This is a genomic window from Collimonas sp. PA-H2, from assembly GCF_002564105.1.
GTDB lineage: Bacteria > Pseudomonadota > Gammaproteobacteria > Burkholderiales > Burkholderiaceae_D > Collimonas.
Map to the genome: position 1 here is coordinate 51,999 of NZ_PDBX01000001.1, position 16,549 is coordinate 68,547.

The 16,549-nt window shown below is 59.9% G+C and carries 12 protein-coding genes; 6 read left to right on the forward strand and 6 right to left on the reverse strand.

Annotated elements, in window-relative coordinates:
- Window positions 1–59: 59 nt before the first annotated feature.
- From BCF11_RS00155 to BCF11_RS00170, 4 genes are all read left to right on the forward strand, one after another.
- A complete protein-coding gene (locus tag BCF11_RS00155; protein ID WP_199110694.1) occupies window positions 60–1,109 on the forward strand; it encodes a methionine ABC transporter ATP-binding protein in 1,050 nt (349 codons plus the stop codon).
- A complete protein-coding gene (locus BCF11_RS00160; RefSeq protein WP_098492940.1) occupies window positions 1,109–1,768 on the forward strand; it encodes a methionine ABC transporter permease in 660 nt (219 codons plus the stop codon). Before BCF11_RS00155 ends, BCF11_RS00160 begins: the two co-directional genes overlap by 1 nt.
- A 41-nt stretch (window positions 1,769–1,809) precedes the next feature.
- Window positions 1,810–2,619 carry a MetQ/NlpA family ABC transporter substrate-binding protein gene (locus BCF11_RS00165; RefSeq protein WP_098492941.1) on the forward strand — a complete coding sequence of 270 codons (810 nt, stop codon included), beginning with the start codon at window positions 1,810–1,812 and terminating at the stop codon, window positions 2,617–2,619.
- 129 nt (window positions 2,620–2,748) lie between these two features.
- Window positions 2,749–3,327: an ATP-dependent Clp protease proteolytic subunit gene (locus BCF11_RS00170; protein ID WP_098492942.1), complete on the forward strand. Its 579-nt coding sequence runs from the start codon at window positions 2,749–2,751 to the stop codon at window positions 3,325–3,327.
- 101 nt (window positions 3,328–3,428) lie between these two features.
- Here BCF11_RS00170 and metE read toward each other — a convergent pair whose 3' ends face one another.
- Window positions 3,429–5,717, reverse strand: coding sequence for a 5-methyltetrahydropteroyltriglutamate--homocysteine S-methyltransferase (gene metE, locus BCF11_RS00175; RefSeq protein ID WP_098492943.1), 2,289 nt, complete (start codon window positions 5,715–5,717; stop codon window positions 3,429–3,431).
- A gap of 156 nt (window positions 5,718–5,873) precedes the next feature.
- Here metE and BCF11_RS00180 point away from each other — a divergent pair, with 156 nt between their 5' ends.
- Window positions 5,874–6,794 (forward strand): LysR family transcriptional regulator, encoded by a 921-nt coding sequence (locus BCF11_RS00180; RefSeq protein WP_098492944.1) that lies wholly within the window; start codon window positions 5,874–5,876, stop codon window positions 6,792–6,794.
- A gap of 38 nt (window positions 6,795–6,832) precedes the next feature.
- Here BCF11_RS00180 and BCF11_RS00185 read toward each other — a convergent pair whose 3' ends face one another.
- The gene (locus tag BCF11_RS00185) at window positions 6,833–7,438 is read right to left on the reverse strand and encodes a CVNH domain-containing protein (protein WP_158229113.1); all 606 of its coding nucleotides are present in this window, start codon (window positions 7,436–7,438) and stop codon (window positions 6,833–6,835) included.
- Between the two features lie 459 nt (window positions 7,439–7,897).
- Here BCF11_RS00185 and BCF11_RS00190 point away from each other — a divergent pair, with 459 nt between their 5' ends.
- Entirely contained in the window at window positions 7,898–9,706 is a 1,809-nt protein-coding gene (locus BCF11_RS00190; RefSeq protein ID WP_098492946.1) for a M4 family metallopeptidase, read from the forward strand.
- A gap of 576 nt (window positions 9,707–10,282) precedes the next feature.
- On the opposite strand, the gene BCF11_RS00195 is transcribed toward BCF11_RS00190, so the two are convergent.
- The 4 genes from BCF11_RS00195 to BCF11_RS00210 form a co-directional block, all read right to left on the reverse strand.
- Window positions 10,283–10,819 carry a tetratricopeptide repeat protein gene (locus BCF11_RS00195; protein ID WP_098492947.1) on the reverse strand — a complete coding sequence of 179 codons (537 nt, stop codon included), beginning with the start codon at window positions 10,817–10,819 and terminating at the stop codon, window positions 10,283–10,285.
- The gene (locus BCF11_RS00200) at window positions 10,816–12,027 is read right to left on the reverse strand and encodes a PLP-dependent aspartate aminotransferase family protein (protein ID WP_233212316.1); all 1,212 of its coding nucleotides are present in this window, start codon (window positions 12,025–12,027) and stop codon (window positions 10,816–10,818) included. Before BCF11_RS00200 ends, BCF11_RS00195 begins: the two co-directional genes overlap by 4 nt.
- Window positions 12,024–13,406 (reverse strand): cystathionine beta-synthase, encoded by a 1,383-nt coding sequence (locus tag BCF11_RS00205; protein WP_098492948.1) that lies wholly within the window; start codon window positions 13,404–13,406, stop codon window positions 12,024–12,026. Before BCF11_RS00205 ends, BCF11_RS00200 begins: the two co-directional genes overlap by 4 nt.
- A 222-nt stretch (window positions 13,407–13,628) precedes the next feature.
- The gene (locus BCF11_RS00210; RefSeq protein ID WP_098492949.1) at window positions 13,629–16,493 is read right to left on the reverse strand and encodes a TonB-dependent receptor domain-containing protein; all 2,865 of its coding nucleotides are present in this window, start codon (window positions 16,491–16,493) and stop codon (window positions 13,629–13,631) included.
- Window positions 16,494–16,549 lie beyond the last annotated feature (56 nt).

The following is a 16,549-nucleotide window of genomic DNA, read 5'->3' on the forward strand; positions in this document are numbered from 1 at the left end:
TGGTGTATATAGGGTCGCTGATAAAATTGCAAGCCTGACTGAATTTGTGAAGCAAACCTGTGATCCGCATCGAGAACCTGCATAAAACCTATCCGCTGGAACGCAATGCCAAAACCGCCGGCACTGCCGTCGCTGCCTTGTCCGATATCAATCTGCATATCAAAAAAGGCGAAATTTTCGGCATCATCGGCCGCTCCGGCGCCGGTAAAAGCACCCTGATCCGCACCCTCAACATGCTGGAACGCCCGTCCGGCGGCAGCGTATCGATCGAGGGCGAAGACATTACCGCGCTGGACAACAGCGGCCTGCACCGGCTGCGTCAACGCATCGGCATGATTTTCCAGCATTTCAACCTGCTCAACGCCAAGACCGTGGCCGCGAATATCGACTGGCCGCTGAAAATCACCAGCAAGTACACGCCGCAGGAACGCGCCGCCCGGGTGAGCGAGCTGCTGGCGCTGGTCGGCCTCAGCGAGCATCGCGACAAGTATCCGGCGCAACTGTCCGGCGGCCAGAAACAGCGCGTCGGCATCGCCCGCGCCTTGGCCAACACGCCGCACCTGCTGCTGTGCGACGAAGCCACCTCGGCGCTCGATCCGGAAACCACCCAGGCCATCCTGCGCCTGCTGCTCGACATCAACCGCAAGCTGGGCCTGACCATCGTGCTGATCACGCACGAAATGCAGGTGATCCGCAATATCTGCGACCGCGTGGCGGTGCTCGAAGCCGGCCGCATCGTCGAAAGCGGCGAAGTCGCCGAAGTATTCCTGCATCCGCAGCACGCGGTGACGCAAAGCATGGTGGCGGAAAGTACGCCGTTTTCCGCCGAGGCGGCATTGCTACCACCGGCGACGGCAGCCGGCCATGCCCATCTGCGCGGCCTGCTGGTACGCCTGACCTATGTCGGCGACATCACCTACCAGCCGATCCTGAGCAGCATCGCCGCCGCCACGCCAGCCCTGATCACCATCCTGCAAGGGACCATCGCCCGCATCAAGGACACCCCTTACGGCCAGCTGCTGGTGGAAATCCGCGGCGAAGCCACCGACGTTGCGCAGGTATTCACCACGCTGGACCAGCACAACATCCGCCATGAGGTACTCGCATAATGGATTTCTCACTCATCGACTGGGCCGACATCTGGCAAGCCACCTGGGAAACCCTTGCCATGACCGGCTTTTCCCTGCTGTTCACGATACTGCTCGGGCTGCCGCTCGGCATCCTGCTGTTCATCACCGGCAAGCGCCAGCTGCTGGAACAGCGCGGCATCTACCGGGTGCTATCGCTGGTTGTCAATGTGCTGCGCTCGGTGCCGTTCCTGATCCTGCTGATCGTGATGATCCCAGTCACGGTGCTGCTGGTCAGTACCTCGCTAGGCGTATTGGGCGCGATTCCGCCGCTGGTGCTGGGCACCGCGCCGTTCTTTGCGCGGCTGGTGGAAAACGTCTTGCGTGAAATCGACCGCGGCGTGGTTGAGGCTTGCCAGGCGATGGGCGCCAACAAGCGCCAGATCATCTTCGGCGCCCTGCTGCCGGAAGCCTTGCCCGGCCTGATCGCCGCCACTACGGTCACGGCGATTGCCCTGATGTCGTATGCCGCCATGTCCGGCGTGATCGGCGGCGGCGGCCTGGGCGACCTGGCGATCCGTTTCGGCTACCAGCGCTTCCAGACCGAAGTGATGGTGACCACCGTTGCGGTGCTGGTAGTGCTGGTGCAAGTGCTGCAGTTTTCCGGCGACCGGCTGGTGCAGCATTTCACACGTAAATGATTTTTCAGCTTGTGTTTTTAAAATTTAAAAAGGGAGTTTCTATGTCACGTAAATTTTCACTGTCGCTGGGCCTGGCCGCAGCGGTATTCTCGACCTTCAGCCTGATCGCCGCAGCGCCGGCGCAAGCCGCCGACAAGCTGGTGATCGCCGCCACCCCGGTGCCGCACGCGGAGATCCTGGAATTCGTCAAGCCTATCCTGGCCAAGGAAGGCGTCGACCTGCAGGTCAAGGTATTCACCGACTATATTCAGCCGGCGGTGCAAACCAACGAAAAACGGGTAGACGGCAACTTCTTCCTGCACCTGCCCTACCTGAATGAATTCAAGAAGAACCACAAGAACGACCTCGAAGTCGTGGTCGCCAAGGTGCACGTCGAACCGTTCGCCGGCTACTCCAGCAAGTACAAGAAACTGGCCGACCTGCCGGACGGCGCCACCATCGCCATTCCTAACGATCCGTCCAATTCCGGCCGCGCCTTGCTGCTGCTGTCGCGCCAGGGCCTGCTGAAGCTGAAAGACCCGAGCAACATTTCGGCAACGCAGAAAGACATCGTCGAAAATCCAAAACACCTGAAATTCAAGGAACTGGAAGCCGCCACCTTGCCGCGCGTGCTGAACCAGGTCGACCTGGCCCTGATCAACACCAACTACGCAATCGAAGCCAAGCTCAATCCGGTCAAGGACTCTTTGTTCATCGAAGATGCCAATTCGCCTTACGCCAACCTGCTGGTGGCGCGCGCCGACAACAAGGACAACCCTGCCGTGAAAAAACTGGCGGCGGCGCTGAACTCGCCGGAAGTGAAGAAATTCATCGAAGAGAAATACAAAGGCGCGGTGGTTCCGGCGTTCTGATTGCTTTGACGACTCTGCCTGGCTGCCAGGCAGCAATAACAAAACAAGCCCTCGCGATTTGCGGGGGCTTTTTGGTTTACACTGAGTCTTTTGCAATCAATGAATTCCCCAACACCTTAGAGGCACATCATGGAAGAAAAAGTGGAAACCAATGCATCCCAGCGCGACGCCTTCCTGGAAGAGAAAGCGTTCAAGTCACGCACTGTCTTGCTGTTCGGCCAAATCAACGACACCGTGGCGCGCGATATCGTACGCCAATTGATCGCCCTATCCGGCGAATCCAAGGCGCCGATCAATTTCCTGGTCTGTTCGCCGGGCGGCCATGTCGAGTCGGGCGACGTGATCCATGATGTGATCCGCTTCATCGACGCTCCAGTCAACATGATCGGCAGCGGCTGGGTCGGCAGCGCCGCGGTCAACGTGTTCCTGTCGGTGCCGAAAGAACGCCGCTTCTGCCTGCAGAACACCCGCTTCCTGATCCATCAGCCAAGCGGCGGCGTCGGCGGCCAGGCTTCCGATATCGCCATCCAGGCGCGTGAAATCATCCGCGTGCGCGAAAGAATCGGCGCCCTGATCGCCAAGGAAACCGGCCAGAAGCTGGAAAAAGTGTCGGCCGACATCGACCGCGATTTCTGGATGTCGGCGCCGGAAGCCATCGAATATGGCCTGGTATCCAAATCCATCGTCAGCGCCAAGGAAGTTGCCTGACAACGCCAAGGCATGAGCATGACGACCGCTTAACGTTCAGTTAACGGCAAGAGGGGGCGAGTAAATCATTTACTCGCCCCCTCTTTCATTACGCTTGAAGCTTACGCCGCCTTGCGTTCCTGCTCTACCGTCTCACGCAAGCGCTTGGCCGCCAGCACCATGTTTTCCAGCGCCTCGTAAGTCTCCGGCCAGCCGCGTGTTTTCAGGCCGCAATCTGGATTGACCCACAGCCGGGCATCAGGAATCACGCCGCGCGCCTTGCGCAGCAGGCGCTCCATTTCGTCGACCTGCGGCACCCGCGGCGAGTGGATGTCGTAGACGCCCGGGCCGATGTCGTTCGGATAGGCAAACTCGCCGAAGCCATCCAGCAACTCCATGTCTGAGCGTGAAGTCTCGATAGTGATGACATCGGCATCCATCGCCGCGATCCATGGCAGGATGTCGTTGAACTCCGAATAGCACATGTGGGTGTGGATCTGGGTTTCGTCGCCGACGCCGGCGGCGCTGATCTTGAATGCCCGCACCGCCCAGTCGAGGTAATGTGGCCAGTCGCGCGATTTCAGCGGCAAGCCTTCGCGGAACGCCGGTTCGTCGATCTGGATCATGCCGATATTGGCCTTTTCGAGGTCGCAGACTTCGTCGCGCAAGGCCAGAGCGATTTGCAGCGCCGTGGTTTCGCGCGGCTGGTCGTCGCGCACAAAGGACCATTGCAGCATCGTCACAGGTCCGGTCAGCATGCCCTTCATCGGCTTGGCTGTCAGGGTCTGGGCGAACTGGCTCCAGCCGACTGTCATGGCTTCAGGCCGATACACGTCCCCATAAATCACCGGCGGCTTGACGCAGCGCGAACCGTAGCTCTGCACCCAGCCGTTGGCGGTGAAGGCGTAGCCCCACAGCTGTTCGCCGAAATACTCGACCATGTCATTGCGTTCCGGCTCGCCATGCACCAGCACGTCGAGGCCGAGCTCTTCCTGTTTTTGGACCACGACGCGGATTTCTTCACGCATCTTGTCGAGGTAGTCCAGATGGCCGATGTCGCCACGCTTGTAGGCGGCGCGCGCCTGGCGGATTTCCGCGGTTTGCGGGAAAGAGCCGATGGTGGTGGTCGGGAATGCCGGCAACTGCCATTTCGCTTGCTGCTTGGCGATGCGCGCATCGAAGGCGGCGGAGCGCTCGGCATCGGCCGCGGTCACTGCCGCCAGGCGTTTTTGCACCAGCGGATTGTGGATGCGGCTGGAGCCGCGGCGGCTGGCCTGGGCCGCGCGCGAAGCCACGAATTGCGCTTCGACCGCAGCGGCGTTGCCGTTCAGCGCCTGCTTGAGGGCGACGATTTCCGCCAGCTTCTGGGTGGCGAACGCCAGCCAGCTTTTCAACTCATCGTCGAGCTTGGCTTCATTGGCGAGGTCAACCGGTACGTGCAGCAGCGAGCAGCTGGAAGCCACCCACAGGCGGTCGCCCAGTTGCGCTTGCAGCGGCTTGAGTTTGGTCAACACCTGATCGAGGTCGGTGCGCCACAGGTTGCGGCCATCAACCACACCCAGCGACAATATCTTGTCTTGCGGCCAGCCGGCAGTAATCTGTTCCAGCTGATCGGCGCCGCGCACCAGGTCCAGATGGACGCCTGCCACCGGCAGCGTACGCAGCAGTTCAGCGTGTTCGCTGACTTCGCCGAAATAGGTGGTCAGCAGCAAGGCTGGCGCTGCCTTGTTCAGCTGTGCATAGACCGGTGCAAAAGCGTTGCGCCAGGCGGCGTCCAGCTCCAGCGCCAGGATAGGCTCGTCGATCTGCACCGACTCGATGCCGGCGGCCTGCAAACGCTGCAGCAACTGCTGGTAGCCGGCCACAACCTTAGGCAGCAGATCCAGCTTGTGGCCGAGGCCGGACTTGATCTTGCCTTGATACAGCAAGGTCAGCGGACCGACCAGCGCCACTTTGACCTTATGGCCGAGGGCGCGCGCTTCAGCGATTTCATCGTGCAGCCAGTCGACGCCGCCGTTGAATTGGAGGTCGGCAGTCCATTCCGGCACCAGGTAGTGATAATTGGTGTCGAACCATTTGGTCATTTCCATCGCGAAGTGCTGCTTGCTGCCGCGCGCCAGGATAAAGTAGTCGGCCAGGGTCAGCTGTTTCGGATCGAAGCCGAAACGGCTGGGGATAGCGCCCAGCAATGCCAGCGTGCCGAGGACCTGGTCGTACCAGGCGAAGTCGCCGACCGTGACGAAATCGAGGCCGGCATCGGCTTGGGCTTGCCAGTGGCGGGCGCGCAAAGTGGCGCCGGTGGCGCGCAATGCAGCCTCGTCGGATGCGCCCTTCCAGAACGATTCCTGGGCAAACTTCAGTTCGCGGTGAGCGCCGATGCGCGGAAACCCTAATACGTGTGCCAATGCCATCTCTGTCTCCAATAAAAACATGTTCGATGACTCGCATCTTGGGCCAGCTTGGATTATGATTCAAACGATAAATATTAAGAGTCAACTTGAATTTTACTCATACATCGGCTTTTTGATCATTTCGGCAACCTTATTGGCAAGCTTATTTGCAACCTTATGCAATCTATCCTCGAATTACGTCACCTGAAAACCCTGCATGCCCTGCGCGAGGCTGGCAACCTGCTGCGCGCGGCTACTCTGCTCAATGTCACCCAGTCGGCGCTGTCGCACCAGATCAAGCAGCTGGAAGATCATCACGGCACCACCTTGTTTGAACGAAAATCGGTGCCGGTGCGGTTTACCCCGGCCGGCGAACGGCTGCTGAAGCTGGCGGATGCGGTATTGCCGCAAGTGGCGGAAAGCGAGCGCGACCTGGTGCGCATGGCGCAGGGCGTCGCCGGCCAGCTACGGATCGCGGTGGAATGCCACACCTGCTTCGACTGGCTGATGCCGGCAATGGATATCTTCCGCAAGCGCTGGCCGGAGGTGGAACTGGATATCGTCTCCGGCTTCCAGGCCGATCCGGTCGGGCTGCTGTATGAACATCGCGCCGATGTGGCAATCGTGGCGGAAGTCGACCCTGACGAAAAAGTCGATTACCACGCCCTGTTCAGCTTTGAAATCGTGGCGCTGGTGGCCCACGATCATCCGCTGGCGGGCAAGGAATATCTGGTGGCTGAGGATTTTGGCGGCGACACCCTGATTACCTATCCGGTGCCGGACGACATGCTGGACGTGGTCCGCCAAGTGCTCAAGCCGGCCGGCATCCAGACCGCGCGCCGCACCACCGAACTGACGGTGGCGATGCTGCAGCTGGTCGCCAGCCGCCGCGGCATCGCCACCCTGCCGATCTGGGCGGCGCAGAATTACCTGACGCGCGACTACGTGCTGGCCAAGAGAATCACCGCCGAGGGCCTGACCGGACGCCTGTATGCGGCCTGCCTGCCCGAGATGTCGCAGCAGCCCTACCTGGTCGACTTCGTCAGCACCACACGCGAGAGCTGTTACGTCAATTTGCTGAGCGTGGAATTGCTTTGATTGCCGCAGATGCTGCGTTTATGGCTAGTGACAAGCGACTAGCGGTCACACTGCAGGTAGCCGTTTATATTGCTGAAGCTGCCGCTCCGGCAGGAGCGTAAGGAGATTGAAGACCGTATCCTGCTGTTGTCTCTGCCGCCGCAGGTTGCTTCCAGCACGCCGCCCCGGATCCCGATTTCCGAGCAAGACTGAAGGTAGCTCCCTGGCGGCACGTCTCTGTTGGAGCCGCCGTAATCGCGGCCGCCTCCGCCCATGCACTGCAGGTTGCCGTTGATATTTTCAAAACTGCCGCTGCGGCAGGAAGACAGGGGAATTGAGGTTCTTCTGCCGCCATTGTCGCCGCCGCAAGTCGCTTCCAGCATGCCGCGCCGCACTACGATATCGCGGCAGGAATCGCGGTAGCTGCCGGGCGGCGTCCAATTGTCACCGCCATAACGGTTGTCGTTGCGGTCATCGTAGCGGTCGTCGCGCCGCTCACCATACGAGGGCGAGTCGCCATAACCGCCAAAAGCGACAACCGGGGCATTGCCATAGTAGCCGGGAGCGGCAGACTGATACTGGTTATCACCGTCGTTGTAAGGACTTGCAGCACAGGCGGCGAAAGCGCCGCAGGCAATTACCATCAGCATGGATTTGATTTTCATTTTTTCTCCTTCAACGAAACATCTTGTATTTCCACAATTATACTTCGACAAAGCAGGGCCTCCTCTCGCGTTTACCGGTATTCCACTGCTCCACAGAGACCCGCATCCCTCCCTCCTGCCAGGCATCCGCGGGCAAGCTTCCCGAATATTCTTTCCTGTAAGAAATAACAGCTATTTCGACAACACGAATCCGAGTATGTTGCCACATGGAATTTCATTTTGTAACAATACGTAACCCACGTTACCAATTGTTACAAACGAAATCCATCGCAGGAATCCTGGTCGCCGGCAGCTCTTTGCATGGAAGGCAGCAATAACATCAGCGCCAACGATGTCGTTTTGCCAAATGCTTGAGCTGGAGGCTGTGGGCGCCCTGGATTGCCGGTAGTGTTTTTGTTCGCGAAGTATCTGGTCACCTTATGTCTTATCCACGCATCAATTTCAAGAGAGTGAGATACCATGAAACCAGCATTACGTCACGTCGAAGGCCCGTTGTTTCTGTCGCTGCTGCTGGCGGCAAGCTCAAGCGCAATCGCAGCCGACCGCATTGATCTTGAGAGCTACACCCCGCAAGTGCAAGCCGCAAAACAAGGCGGACAGGTCAGCGTCCAGGCTTTGCTCGGGCTCAGCTCCGACGAACTGAAGCCTCTCCGCAGCCAGAACTACGCCAATGGCAAGGTGGTCACCCGCTATCAGCAATTTTTCCAGGGCGTGCCGGTATGGGACCAGGCCATCGTCGAGCAACGCTCGGCCAACCAGGCGCAACCGGCGATGTCCGGCGCCCTGCTGCGCAATATCGCGAACGACCTGCCGAGCGCCAAGCCGGCATATGCCGCCGCCGACGTGCTGCTGCAAGCCAAGGCCATTTCCCGCGCCGCCGTCACTGAAAACGAGCAAGCCAAACTGTATGTGCAGCTGGGCCAGAACAATGTGGCGCAGCTGATCTATGTGGTGTCGTTCGTCAACAAGAGCGCCGCCAAGCCCAGCCGCCCTTACTACATCATCGACGCCAACAGCGGCGCCGTACTGAAGCAATGGGAAGGCATCACGCATTACGAAGCCAGCGGCCCCGGCGGCAACGCCAAGACCGGGCAATACGAATACCAGCCGGGCGGCAAATACGGCCCGCTGGTTGTCGACAGCAACTGCAACATGGTCACCACCAATGTAGTGACAGTTGATCTGCAAAACGGCAGCAGCGGCAGCACGCCCTTCCATTTCACCTGCCCGCGCAACACCTACAAGGCTGTCAACGGAGCGTTTTCGCCGCTCAACGATGCTCATTACTTTGGCAACGTGGTGTTCAATATGTACCGTGACTGGCTCAGCCTGCGCCCTATCAGCCAGACCCTGTACATGAAGGTTCACTACGGCAGCAATTATGAAAATGCGTTCTGGGACGGCAGCGCCATGAATTTCGGCGACGGCGCCTCGACCTTCTATCCGCTGGTGGCGCTGGACGTTTCCGGCCATGAAGTCAGCCATGGTTTCACCGAGCAGAATTCCGGCCTGGTGTATAGCGGCATGTCGGGCGGCATGAACGAAGCCTTCTCCGACATGGCCGGCGAAGCCTCTGAAAACTACATGAAGGGCACGAACGATTTCCTGGTCGGCACCGACATCTTCAAGGCCAGCGGCGCGCTGCGCTACATGGCCAATCCGACCCAGGACGGCCGCTCGATCGACAATGCAAAAAACTACACCAGCAGTCTCGACGTGCACTATAGCAGCGGGGTCTACAACAAGGCCTTCTACCTGCTGGCGACCACGGCCGGCTGGAGCACTCGCAAGGCCTTCGAGGTGATGGCCGACGCCAACCATCTGTACTGGACCGCCAACAGCACCTTTAACCAGGGCGCATGCGGCGTCGAAAAAGCTGCGGCTAACCGCGGCTACCAGGTGGCCGACGTGACGGCCGCTTTCAAAGGCGTTGGCGTCAGCTGCAGCGGCAACAGCGGCAACGTTCTGGTCAAGGGCGTGCCGGTGACCGGCATCAGCGTGGCTAGCGGCGGCAGCAATGTGTACAGCATCGCGGTTCCAGCCGGCGCCCGCAACCTGAGCTTCCAACTGTCCGGCGGCAGCGGCGATGGCGACATCTATGTCAAGCTGGGCGCAACGCCTAGCACCAGCACCTATGATGCCAAATCCGACGGCAGCAGCAACGCCGAAAGCGTCATCATCGGCGCACCCGGCGCAGGAACCTACTACCTGCTGCTGAACGGCTACCGCGCTGTCAGCGGCGCTTCGCTGGTGGCGGATTATCAGTAAGTGGGTAAAGCAGCAGCGCATGACCGTTCTTGGCATGCAACCGTAAGTACTCCGTAGTCCGTCAAGCGGGGTCAGAGTAATTTTCGCAAAAGGCCGCGAAAAAAAACTCCGACCCCGGTTGACTGCGTGAGGGTTGTTTTTGACGTTGGGGTTGGGGCTGGGGTTGCTTTTGAATTCCGCATGCTGACGTTGCCAAATGAGACGTGCGTCAGTCGGGAATTATGGGACACATGTTTGAGCGAAGCGAGTTTGTGTCCCATCCGACTGGCGCACGTCTCATTTGGGAACCCGCCGAAGGCGGGCAACGGCTGTGCGGTCGCCTTTTCTTTGCTTACTTTCTTTTGGCGAAGCAAAAGAAAGTAAGCGGCTGCCGGGCCGCTCCCGGCTTGTACCCACGGAGTAGCAACCGTGTAATCATCGCACAGGCTGTTCTTGGCACTTGCCAACCACCGGCCTGTTGGCCCGACTCAGCCCTTCATCGCAGCAAAAGCGTTCTGCAAATCCTTCTTCGCTTGTTTGCGCAAGCGGACGGGGCGATTTATTTGCCGCAGATATCATGGAAATTTCAACCTCCCATCAAGACCAGCTCGACTCCAGGGCAGTGCTCTTCAAAATTTCCGCAGCGTTTCCTGCCACCGAACGGTTATAGCGCGACAAATGCGGCGCCAGCGTCGTCAGCGCCAGGCAGGCCGCCTCCACCGCCCGTCCCTGTACCAGGTAGGTGAGCGCCAGCGTGGCGCGGGTTTCATCGTACAAGGCATTGCCGTAGGCTGCGTCCTCATAGCGCTGCAGCTGGGCACTGACCAGGCTTTCGCTTTCCTCCAGCTGCCCGAGCAAACGCAAAGTGCTGCCAAGCTGTATCGATGCCCGCGCCTGGCGGTAAGGATCCAGCCGCTCGCTGGCCAGCGCCGCCCGGTACAGCGGCTCCGCTTCCGCTTCCAGGCCGGCAGTGTCGCGCGCGCAGGCGCGCTCGAACAGCGCCACGGGGTCATCCACAGGCCGCTCGGCGGCCAGCGCATCTGCCTGTGCCACCAGCTGTTCCGGCGTTATCGCATCAACCTGCCGCCACAGCGCTGCTACCCGCGCCTCCCAGTCTTTGAAAACGTCGTTCATGCTTTCATCGCGGCAAAGGCATTTTGCAAATCCTTCTTCAGATCGGCAATATTTTCCACACCGACCGATAGCCGGACCAGCGAATCGGTAATTCCCAGCGTCGCCCGGTGCGCCGCCGGAATCGTCGCATGCGTCATGATGGCCGGATGCTCGATCAGGCTCTCGACGCCGCCCAGGCTTTCCGCCAGGGCGAAGATTTCACAGCGCTCCAGGAAGCGCCGGGCGCCGGCCAGGTCGGTTTTCAGATCGACCGAGATGATGCCGCCGTAGCCTTGCATCTGGCGCTGCGCCAGTTCGTGCTGGGGATGCGAGCGCAAACCCGGGTAATGGACGCGCGCCACTTCGGGCAGGCTTTCCAGCCAGCCGGCCAGCTCCAGCCCGTTCTGGCAATGGCGTTCAACCCGCAACGCCAGCGTCTTGATGCCGCGCAAGGCGAGGAAGCTGTCGAACGGGCCGGCGATGGCGCCCACCGCGTTCTGCAGGAATCCCAGCCGCTCCAGCCATTCCGCCTGGCGCGCTTCGCGGCCGACCACGGCGATGCCGCCGATGATGTCGGAGTGGCCGTTCAGGTATTTGGTGGTGGAATGCAGCACGACGTCGAAGCCCAGGGTCAGCGGCTGCTGCACCATCGGGCTGGCGAAGGTGTTATCCGCCACGGCGATGATGCCGCGCTCGCGGCAGATCTTGGCGATCGCTTCCAGGTCGGCCAGCTTCAGCATCGGATTGGTCGGCGTTTCCACCCACACCATCTTGGTTTCAGGCCGGATTGCGTCCAGCAGGTTTTGCGGATCGACCAGGTTGACATAGCTGAACGAGAGGCCGGCGCTGCGCCGCCGCACCTTGTCGAACAGGCGGTAAGTGCCGCCGTACAAGTCGTCGCCGGCGATCACATGGGCGCCGGCGTCCAGCAGCTCCAGCACATTGGCGGCGGCGGCCATGCCGGAAGCGAAGGCGAACCCTTGCGCGCCCTGTTCCAGGTCGGCGACGCAGCGCTCCAGCGCCCAGCGCGTCGGATTGTGGGAGCGGCCGTAATCCAGGCCCTTGTTCACGCCCGGGCTTTGCTGCACGAAAGTCGAGGTAGCGTAGATCGGCGGCATGATGGCGCCGGTAGACGGATCGGGCGCCTGGCCGGCGTGGATCACGCGCGTGGCGAAATGCATGCCGGCCGTGTGGCCGCCCACTTTATGGTTGCTCGGGTCTGATTTCATAAGAGGCTCCTGCGAAGATGGTTGAGTAGATCGAAACGGGTGATCAAGCCATGGAACTGCTGGTCGTCGGCGATGATGGCGACCAGGCCGCGCGCCAGCGTGCTGCGCAAGGCCGGCAAGCCGGCATCCGGCGCCAGCTTTTCTATGGCGCTGGTCATGGTGCTGCTGACCGGGTCGCTGAAATGGGCCGGATCTGCCGCCACCTTGAGCAGCAAGTCGGATTCATCGATGATTCCCACCACCTGCCGGCCCTGCTGCGCCAGCACCGGCAGCTGCGAAACGTCGGCGCTGCGCATGCGGTTGAAGGCGGTCATCAGGGTGTCTTCGGCGGCAACGCTGACGACGCCGCCGTCGGTGTAGCGGCGGCCGATGATGTCGCGCAGGTCGCCCAGCATTTCGCGCTTGAGCAAGCCCTGGTCGCGCATCCAGTTGTCGTTGTATACCTTCGAGAGGTAGCGGGTGCCGGTATCGCAGACGATGGTGACCACGCGCTTGGGCTCGGTCTGCTCGCGGCAATAGCGCAAGGCCGCCGCCAGCAAGGTGCCGGTGGAAGAGCCGCCAAGGATGCCTTCGGCCCGCACCAGTTCGCGCGCGCTGCGGAAACTTTCTTCGTCGCTGATGGTATAGGTATGTTTCACTGCCGACAGATCGGCAATCGACGGGATGAAGTCCTCGCCTATGCCTTCGACCGCCCAGGAACCCGGCGTCGATTTTATCTCGCCGGTATTCACGTATTCTGCCAGGATCGAACCTTGCGGATCGGCCAGCACAAACTCCAGTTGCGGCTGCACGCCGCGGAAGAAGCGCGTCAGGCCGGTCAGCGTGCCGGCGGAACCGACGCCGCAGACAATCGTGTCCAGCCGCTGTTCGCATTGCCGCCAGATCTCGGGGCCGGTGCTTTGCTCGTGCGCCAGCGGGTTGTGCGGATTGTTGAACTGGTCGGCAAAGAAAGCACCCGGCGTCTCGCGCGCCAAGCGCGCGGCGACGTCCTGGTAATACTCGGGATGGCCCTTGCCGACATCGGAACGGGTGATATGGACTTGCGCACCCAGCGCTTTCAGATGCTGGATTTTTTCCACCGACATCTTGTCCGGCACCACCAGGATCACGCGATAGCCTTTGGCGCAGGCCACCAGCGCCAGGCCCAGGCCGGTATTGCCGGCAGTCGCTTCGATCACGGTGCCGCCGGCCTGCAGGCGGCCATCCTTCTCCGCCGCATCGATCATCGAGAGCCCGATGCGGTCCTTGATGGAGCCGCCGGGATTTTGCGATTCCAGCTTGAGAAACAGCTGGCAGCAGCCGGTATCGAGCCGCGTGACTTCTATCAACGGGGTATTGCCGATCAGGTCCAGCACCGCTGGACGGCTAGCTAAATTCATGGGCGGATCTTCCTGTCAGAAAGGCGGCAGCCATCGCGCTGCCTGTTTCACATCAGACGATCGGCCTATCTTATCAGTTCTTTACTGAAACATTTTGGTGCATGAAATTCGCGGCATGAGTTTTACCGGTTTACAGCGGACATAAAAAAAGCCGGACGCAAACTTCGCGCCCAGCCAGTTCAGCAACGCCAGCTCAAAAAGAAAGCTGGCGGCTGCCTACGGTTAGAACTTGTAAGTACCTGTGATGTAGAACTGACGTCCCAGCGGATCGGTGTAACGTGCATCGTAACCGACCTGGTTGCCGCCGCCGGCAGTGACCAGCGAGAGAGGCGGAGTACGGGCAAACAGATTCTTGATGCCACCCGTGAATTCCAGACCTTTTTTCACCGTCAGCTTGGTCTGCCAGTCAAACGTGGTGTACGACGCCACGTTATGGTTAGGCATGGCCACGAACGCACCGTAGGAACCGTCAGGATTGACGATACGCACAGTGGCATCGTCGGCGGTATAGGTCTGATCGTGATAACCGGAACGGTAGTTGGCTGCCAGCGTGTGGGTCCACATATCCGACTGCTTCCAGGAACCGGCCAGGCGGGAAATGACGCGGAACACCACGTTCTGGTCCGCACCATACTTGCCCAGGCTGCTTTGGGTGCCGCTGCCAGGGAAGTCCTGCTCGGCTTTCAGCATGTAGGTGCCGGTCCATTGCAGGCTCATGTCGCCGATCGGTGTTTTGGTCCGGAAACTATGATCCCAGTCGATGCCCTGATACTTGGCGCTGGCCAGGTTGACCGGTGTCTGCAGGAAGGCGATGGTTTGCGAACCCTGGATCGGATCGTTGAACAGCTTGAACAGGTTGGAATACAGTACCGGATTGGCGAAGGCCAGATTTTCCTGCAAGACGCTGATCTGGTCCTTGATGCGCACCGTCCACAGATCGAAGCCGATCGAGACATTGCGGATCGGCTCAAGACGGAAGCCGATAGTGCTTTGTTTCGAGGTTTCCGGCTTCAGGCCGCTCGAACCGCTGAGCTGGTTACCGCCTTGCAGCACGTCGTACTGGGTCGTACCCTGGCATCCAGCTGCGCGTGGATCAGGAGCCGAGACCGGGCATGGGTGCTGTTGCGCGGTATTTCCGACAAAAGTTACCGGTGAGGTGATCTGCGCCAATGTCGGCGCCTTGAAGCCGGTGCCGTAAGAACCGCGCAGCAGGAATGATTCGACCGGTTGCCAACGTGCAGAAATCTTATAGGTGGCTTTGCTGGCGGAGTTGCCTTGCGTCGCCGAGCCGATAGGATTGCCCGCCAGGTCAAAGTTGGAATCATTTTTTGCGGCGTCGTAGCTGTCGTAGCGCAATGCGCCCGTGAGATCAAAGGTCTTGGTCACAGGCACCAGCAATTCAGCGAACGTACCGTAGTTCATCCGGCTTGCCGAGAACGGCAGCGAACCGGAGCCACCGCCAAGAATCGCGTCGGTATAGTTCGGCTGCAGCGCGTTGGTGCTTTGCAGAATCGCACTCGGACTATCCGAGTGCTGTTCCTTGGTCGCTTCCACGCCGAGGCCGATCTGGGACATGCCACCAGGAGCCTTGAACAGGTCGTGAGACACGTGCATGTTAAGGATATCGAGCTTAGAGATGGACTGGTCGAGCGTTTGATGCAGCACGGCCGGCGCCAATACAGCTACTGACGATCCTGCTGGCTGGAAGGGATCGAAACCACCTGAAGCAACAATATCTGAAAACGCATTGTTGCTGGCATAGCCGCCCAGGGCCTTGTCGTAGAAATGGTTCTGCGAATGGGTGTAGGACGCGTTGTAGTCCCAGCCCAAGAGGTTGCCGTCGATGCCAAAGGCCACGTGGATGGCGTCGGTCTGGTAATTATCGCGGCGGCCGCCTGTATCAAACAAGCGCAAACCCATCACCGCGCTGGAGACGTTGGCAGGATTTACACCCAGCTGTGCCAGATAAGGCGTCACGTACTTGGTATACAGAGGACTGCTCAGCGACAACGACAGCGGTTGAGCCGGCGGCGCATATTGCGGCTTGATCTGGTAGCGCGATGCAACGGCTTCGCCGAACAGCGTGGTGTCGCTGTTGAGCTTCCAGTTGCCGGATACGACGAAGCTATCGCGGGTCGACTCCGGGATCAACTCCACGGTAGAGGCATAGTCGAACTTACAATAATTCCCTGACTGGAAAGTATTGGGGCCGCACTTGCCGTTCTTTAACAGGTCTGGTGAAAACTGCACTGTGGAACCGTCGTTGTTGCGCAAGGTAACGCCAGCCGGCGCCGTGTTGCTGCTCAGCTGGTACAGCGCATATCGTTTCCCATCGACAGTGAACGGCACCACGCCCGTATCGGCAAAACCGCGCTGGCCGGCAACCAGGTTTTTCTGCTCGTCGTGGCTGTATGCCAGCAGCACGTTGTAGCCGTCTTTATCCAGATCGCCAAAGCCTTTTGACAGTCCTACGTTAAAGCTCTTGCCGCCTGCTTTGGTTGGCGCATTGTAGGTGGCGGTGATCGTGGCTTCGGTGGAGTTTTTCTTGAGGATGAAGTTGACGACGCCGGCAATCGCATCCGATCCGTACAGCGCGGAAGCGCCGTCGGTGAGAATTTCGACCCGCTCAACCGCGGCCAGTGGAATACTTGCCAGGTTGACCGCATAATCGTTGTTGGCAATTGCCGATTTGGCGATGCGCCGCCCATTCAGCAGCACCAGGGTATAGCCGGAACCGATGCCGTGAATCGACGCGGTTTCTACGCCGGCGCCGCCGCCGTTGACTGAGCTGGATGCGGGAATGAACCCTTGCATCGCAGGCAGCGCCTGGATCAGGTCGGCAACGCTGTTAGCGCCGCTCTTCGCAATATCATCCTGGGTCAGCGTCTGCACCGGCAGCGCACCTTCCTTGGTGATACGTTTGATGGATGAACCGGTGATTTCAACCCTTTGCATCTGCTGCGGTGAATCGTCCGTCTTTGTCTCCTGTGCCTGCACGGAATGCGCCAGCAATCCCAGCCCTACCACCGCTACGCCGCCTGAAAACATCAGTCGCAGCGCGTGAGGCAACTTTCTTTCTTTTATCATTACAAACTCCCTTTGGGTAAGTTTCAGAGTAGAAATTTTAAGTTTTGTAAAAATCA

Coding starts and splice junctions, on each gene's coding strand:
- BCF11_RS00210 (WP_098492949.1), bottom strand. CDS start 16,493: ATGATAAAAGAAAGAAAGTTGCCTCACGCGCTGCGACTGATGTTTTCA.
- BCF11_RS00170 (WP_098492942.1), top strand. CDS start 2,749: ATGGAAGAAAAAGTGGAAACCAATGCATCCCAGCGCGACGCCTTCCTG.
- metE (WP_098492943.1), bottom strand. CDS start 5,717: ATGGCATTGGCACACGTATTAGGGTTTCCGCGCATCGGCGCTCACCGC.
- BCF11_RS00195 (WP_098492947.1), bottom strand. CDS start 10,819: ATGAACGACGTTTTCAAAGACTGGGAGGCGCGGGTAGCAGCGCTGTGG.
- BCF11_RS00165 (WP_098492941.1), top strand. CDS start 1,810: ATGTCACGTAAATTTTCACTGTCGCTGGGCCTGGCCGCAGCGGTATTC.
- BCF11_RS00190 (WP_098492946.1), top strand. CDS start 7,898: ATGAAACCAGCATTACGTCACGTCGAAGGCCCGTTGTTTCTGTCGCTG.
- BCF11_RS00185 (WP_158229113.1), bottom strand. CDS start 7,438: ATGAAAATCAAATCCATGCTGATGGTAATTGCCTGCGGCGCTTTCGCC.
- BCF11_RS00180 (WP_098492944.1), top strand. CDS start 5,874: ATGCAATCTATCCTCGAATTACGTCACCTGAAAACCCTGCATGCCCTG.
- BCF11_RS00200 (WP_233212316.1), bottom strand. CDS start 12,027: ATGAAATCAGACCCGAGCAACCATAAAGTGGGCGGCCACACGGCCGGC.
- BCF11_RS00205 (WP_098492948.1), bottom strand. CDS start 13,406: ATGAATTTAGCTAGCCGTCCAGCGGTGCTGGACCTGATCGGCAATACC.
- BCF11_RS00160 (WP_098492940.1), top strand. CDS start 1,109: ATGGATTTCTCACTCATCGACTGGGCCGACATCTGGCAAGCCACCTGG.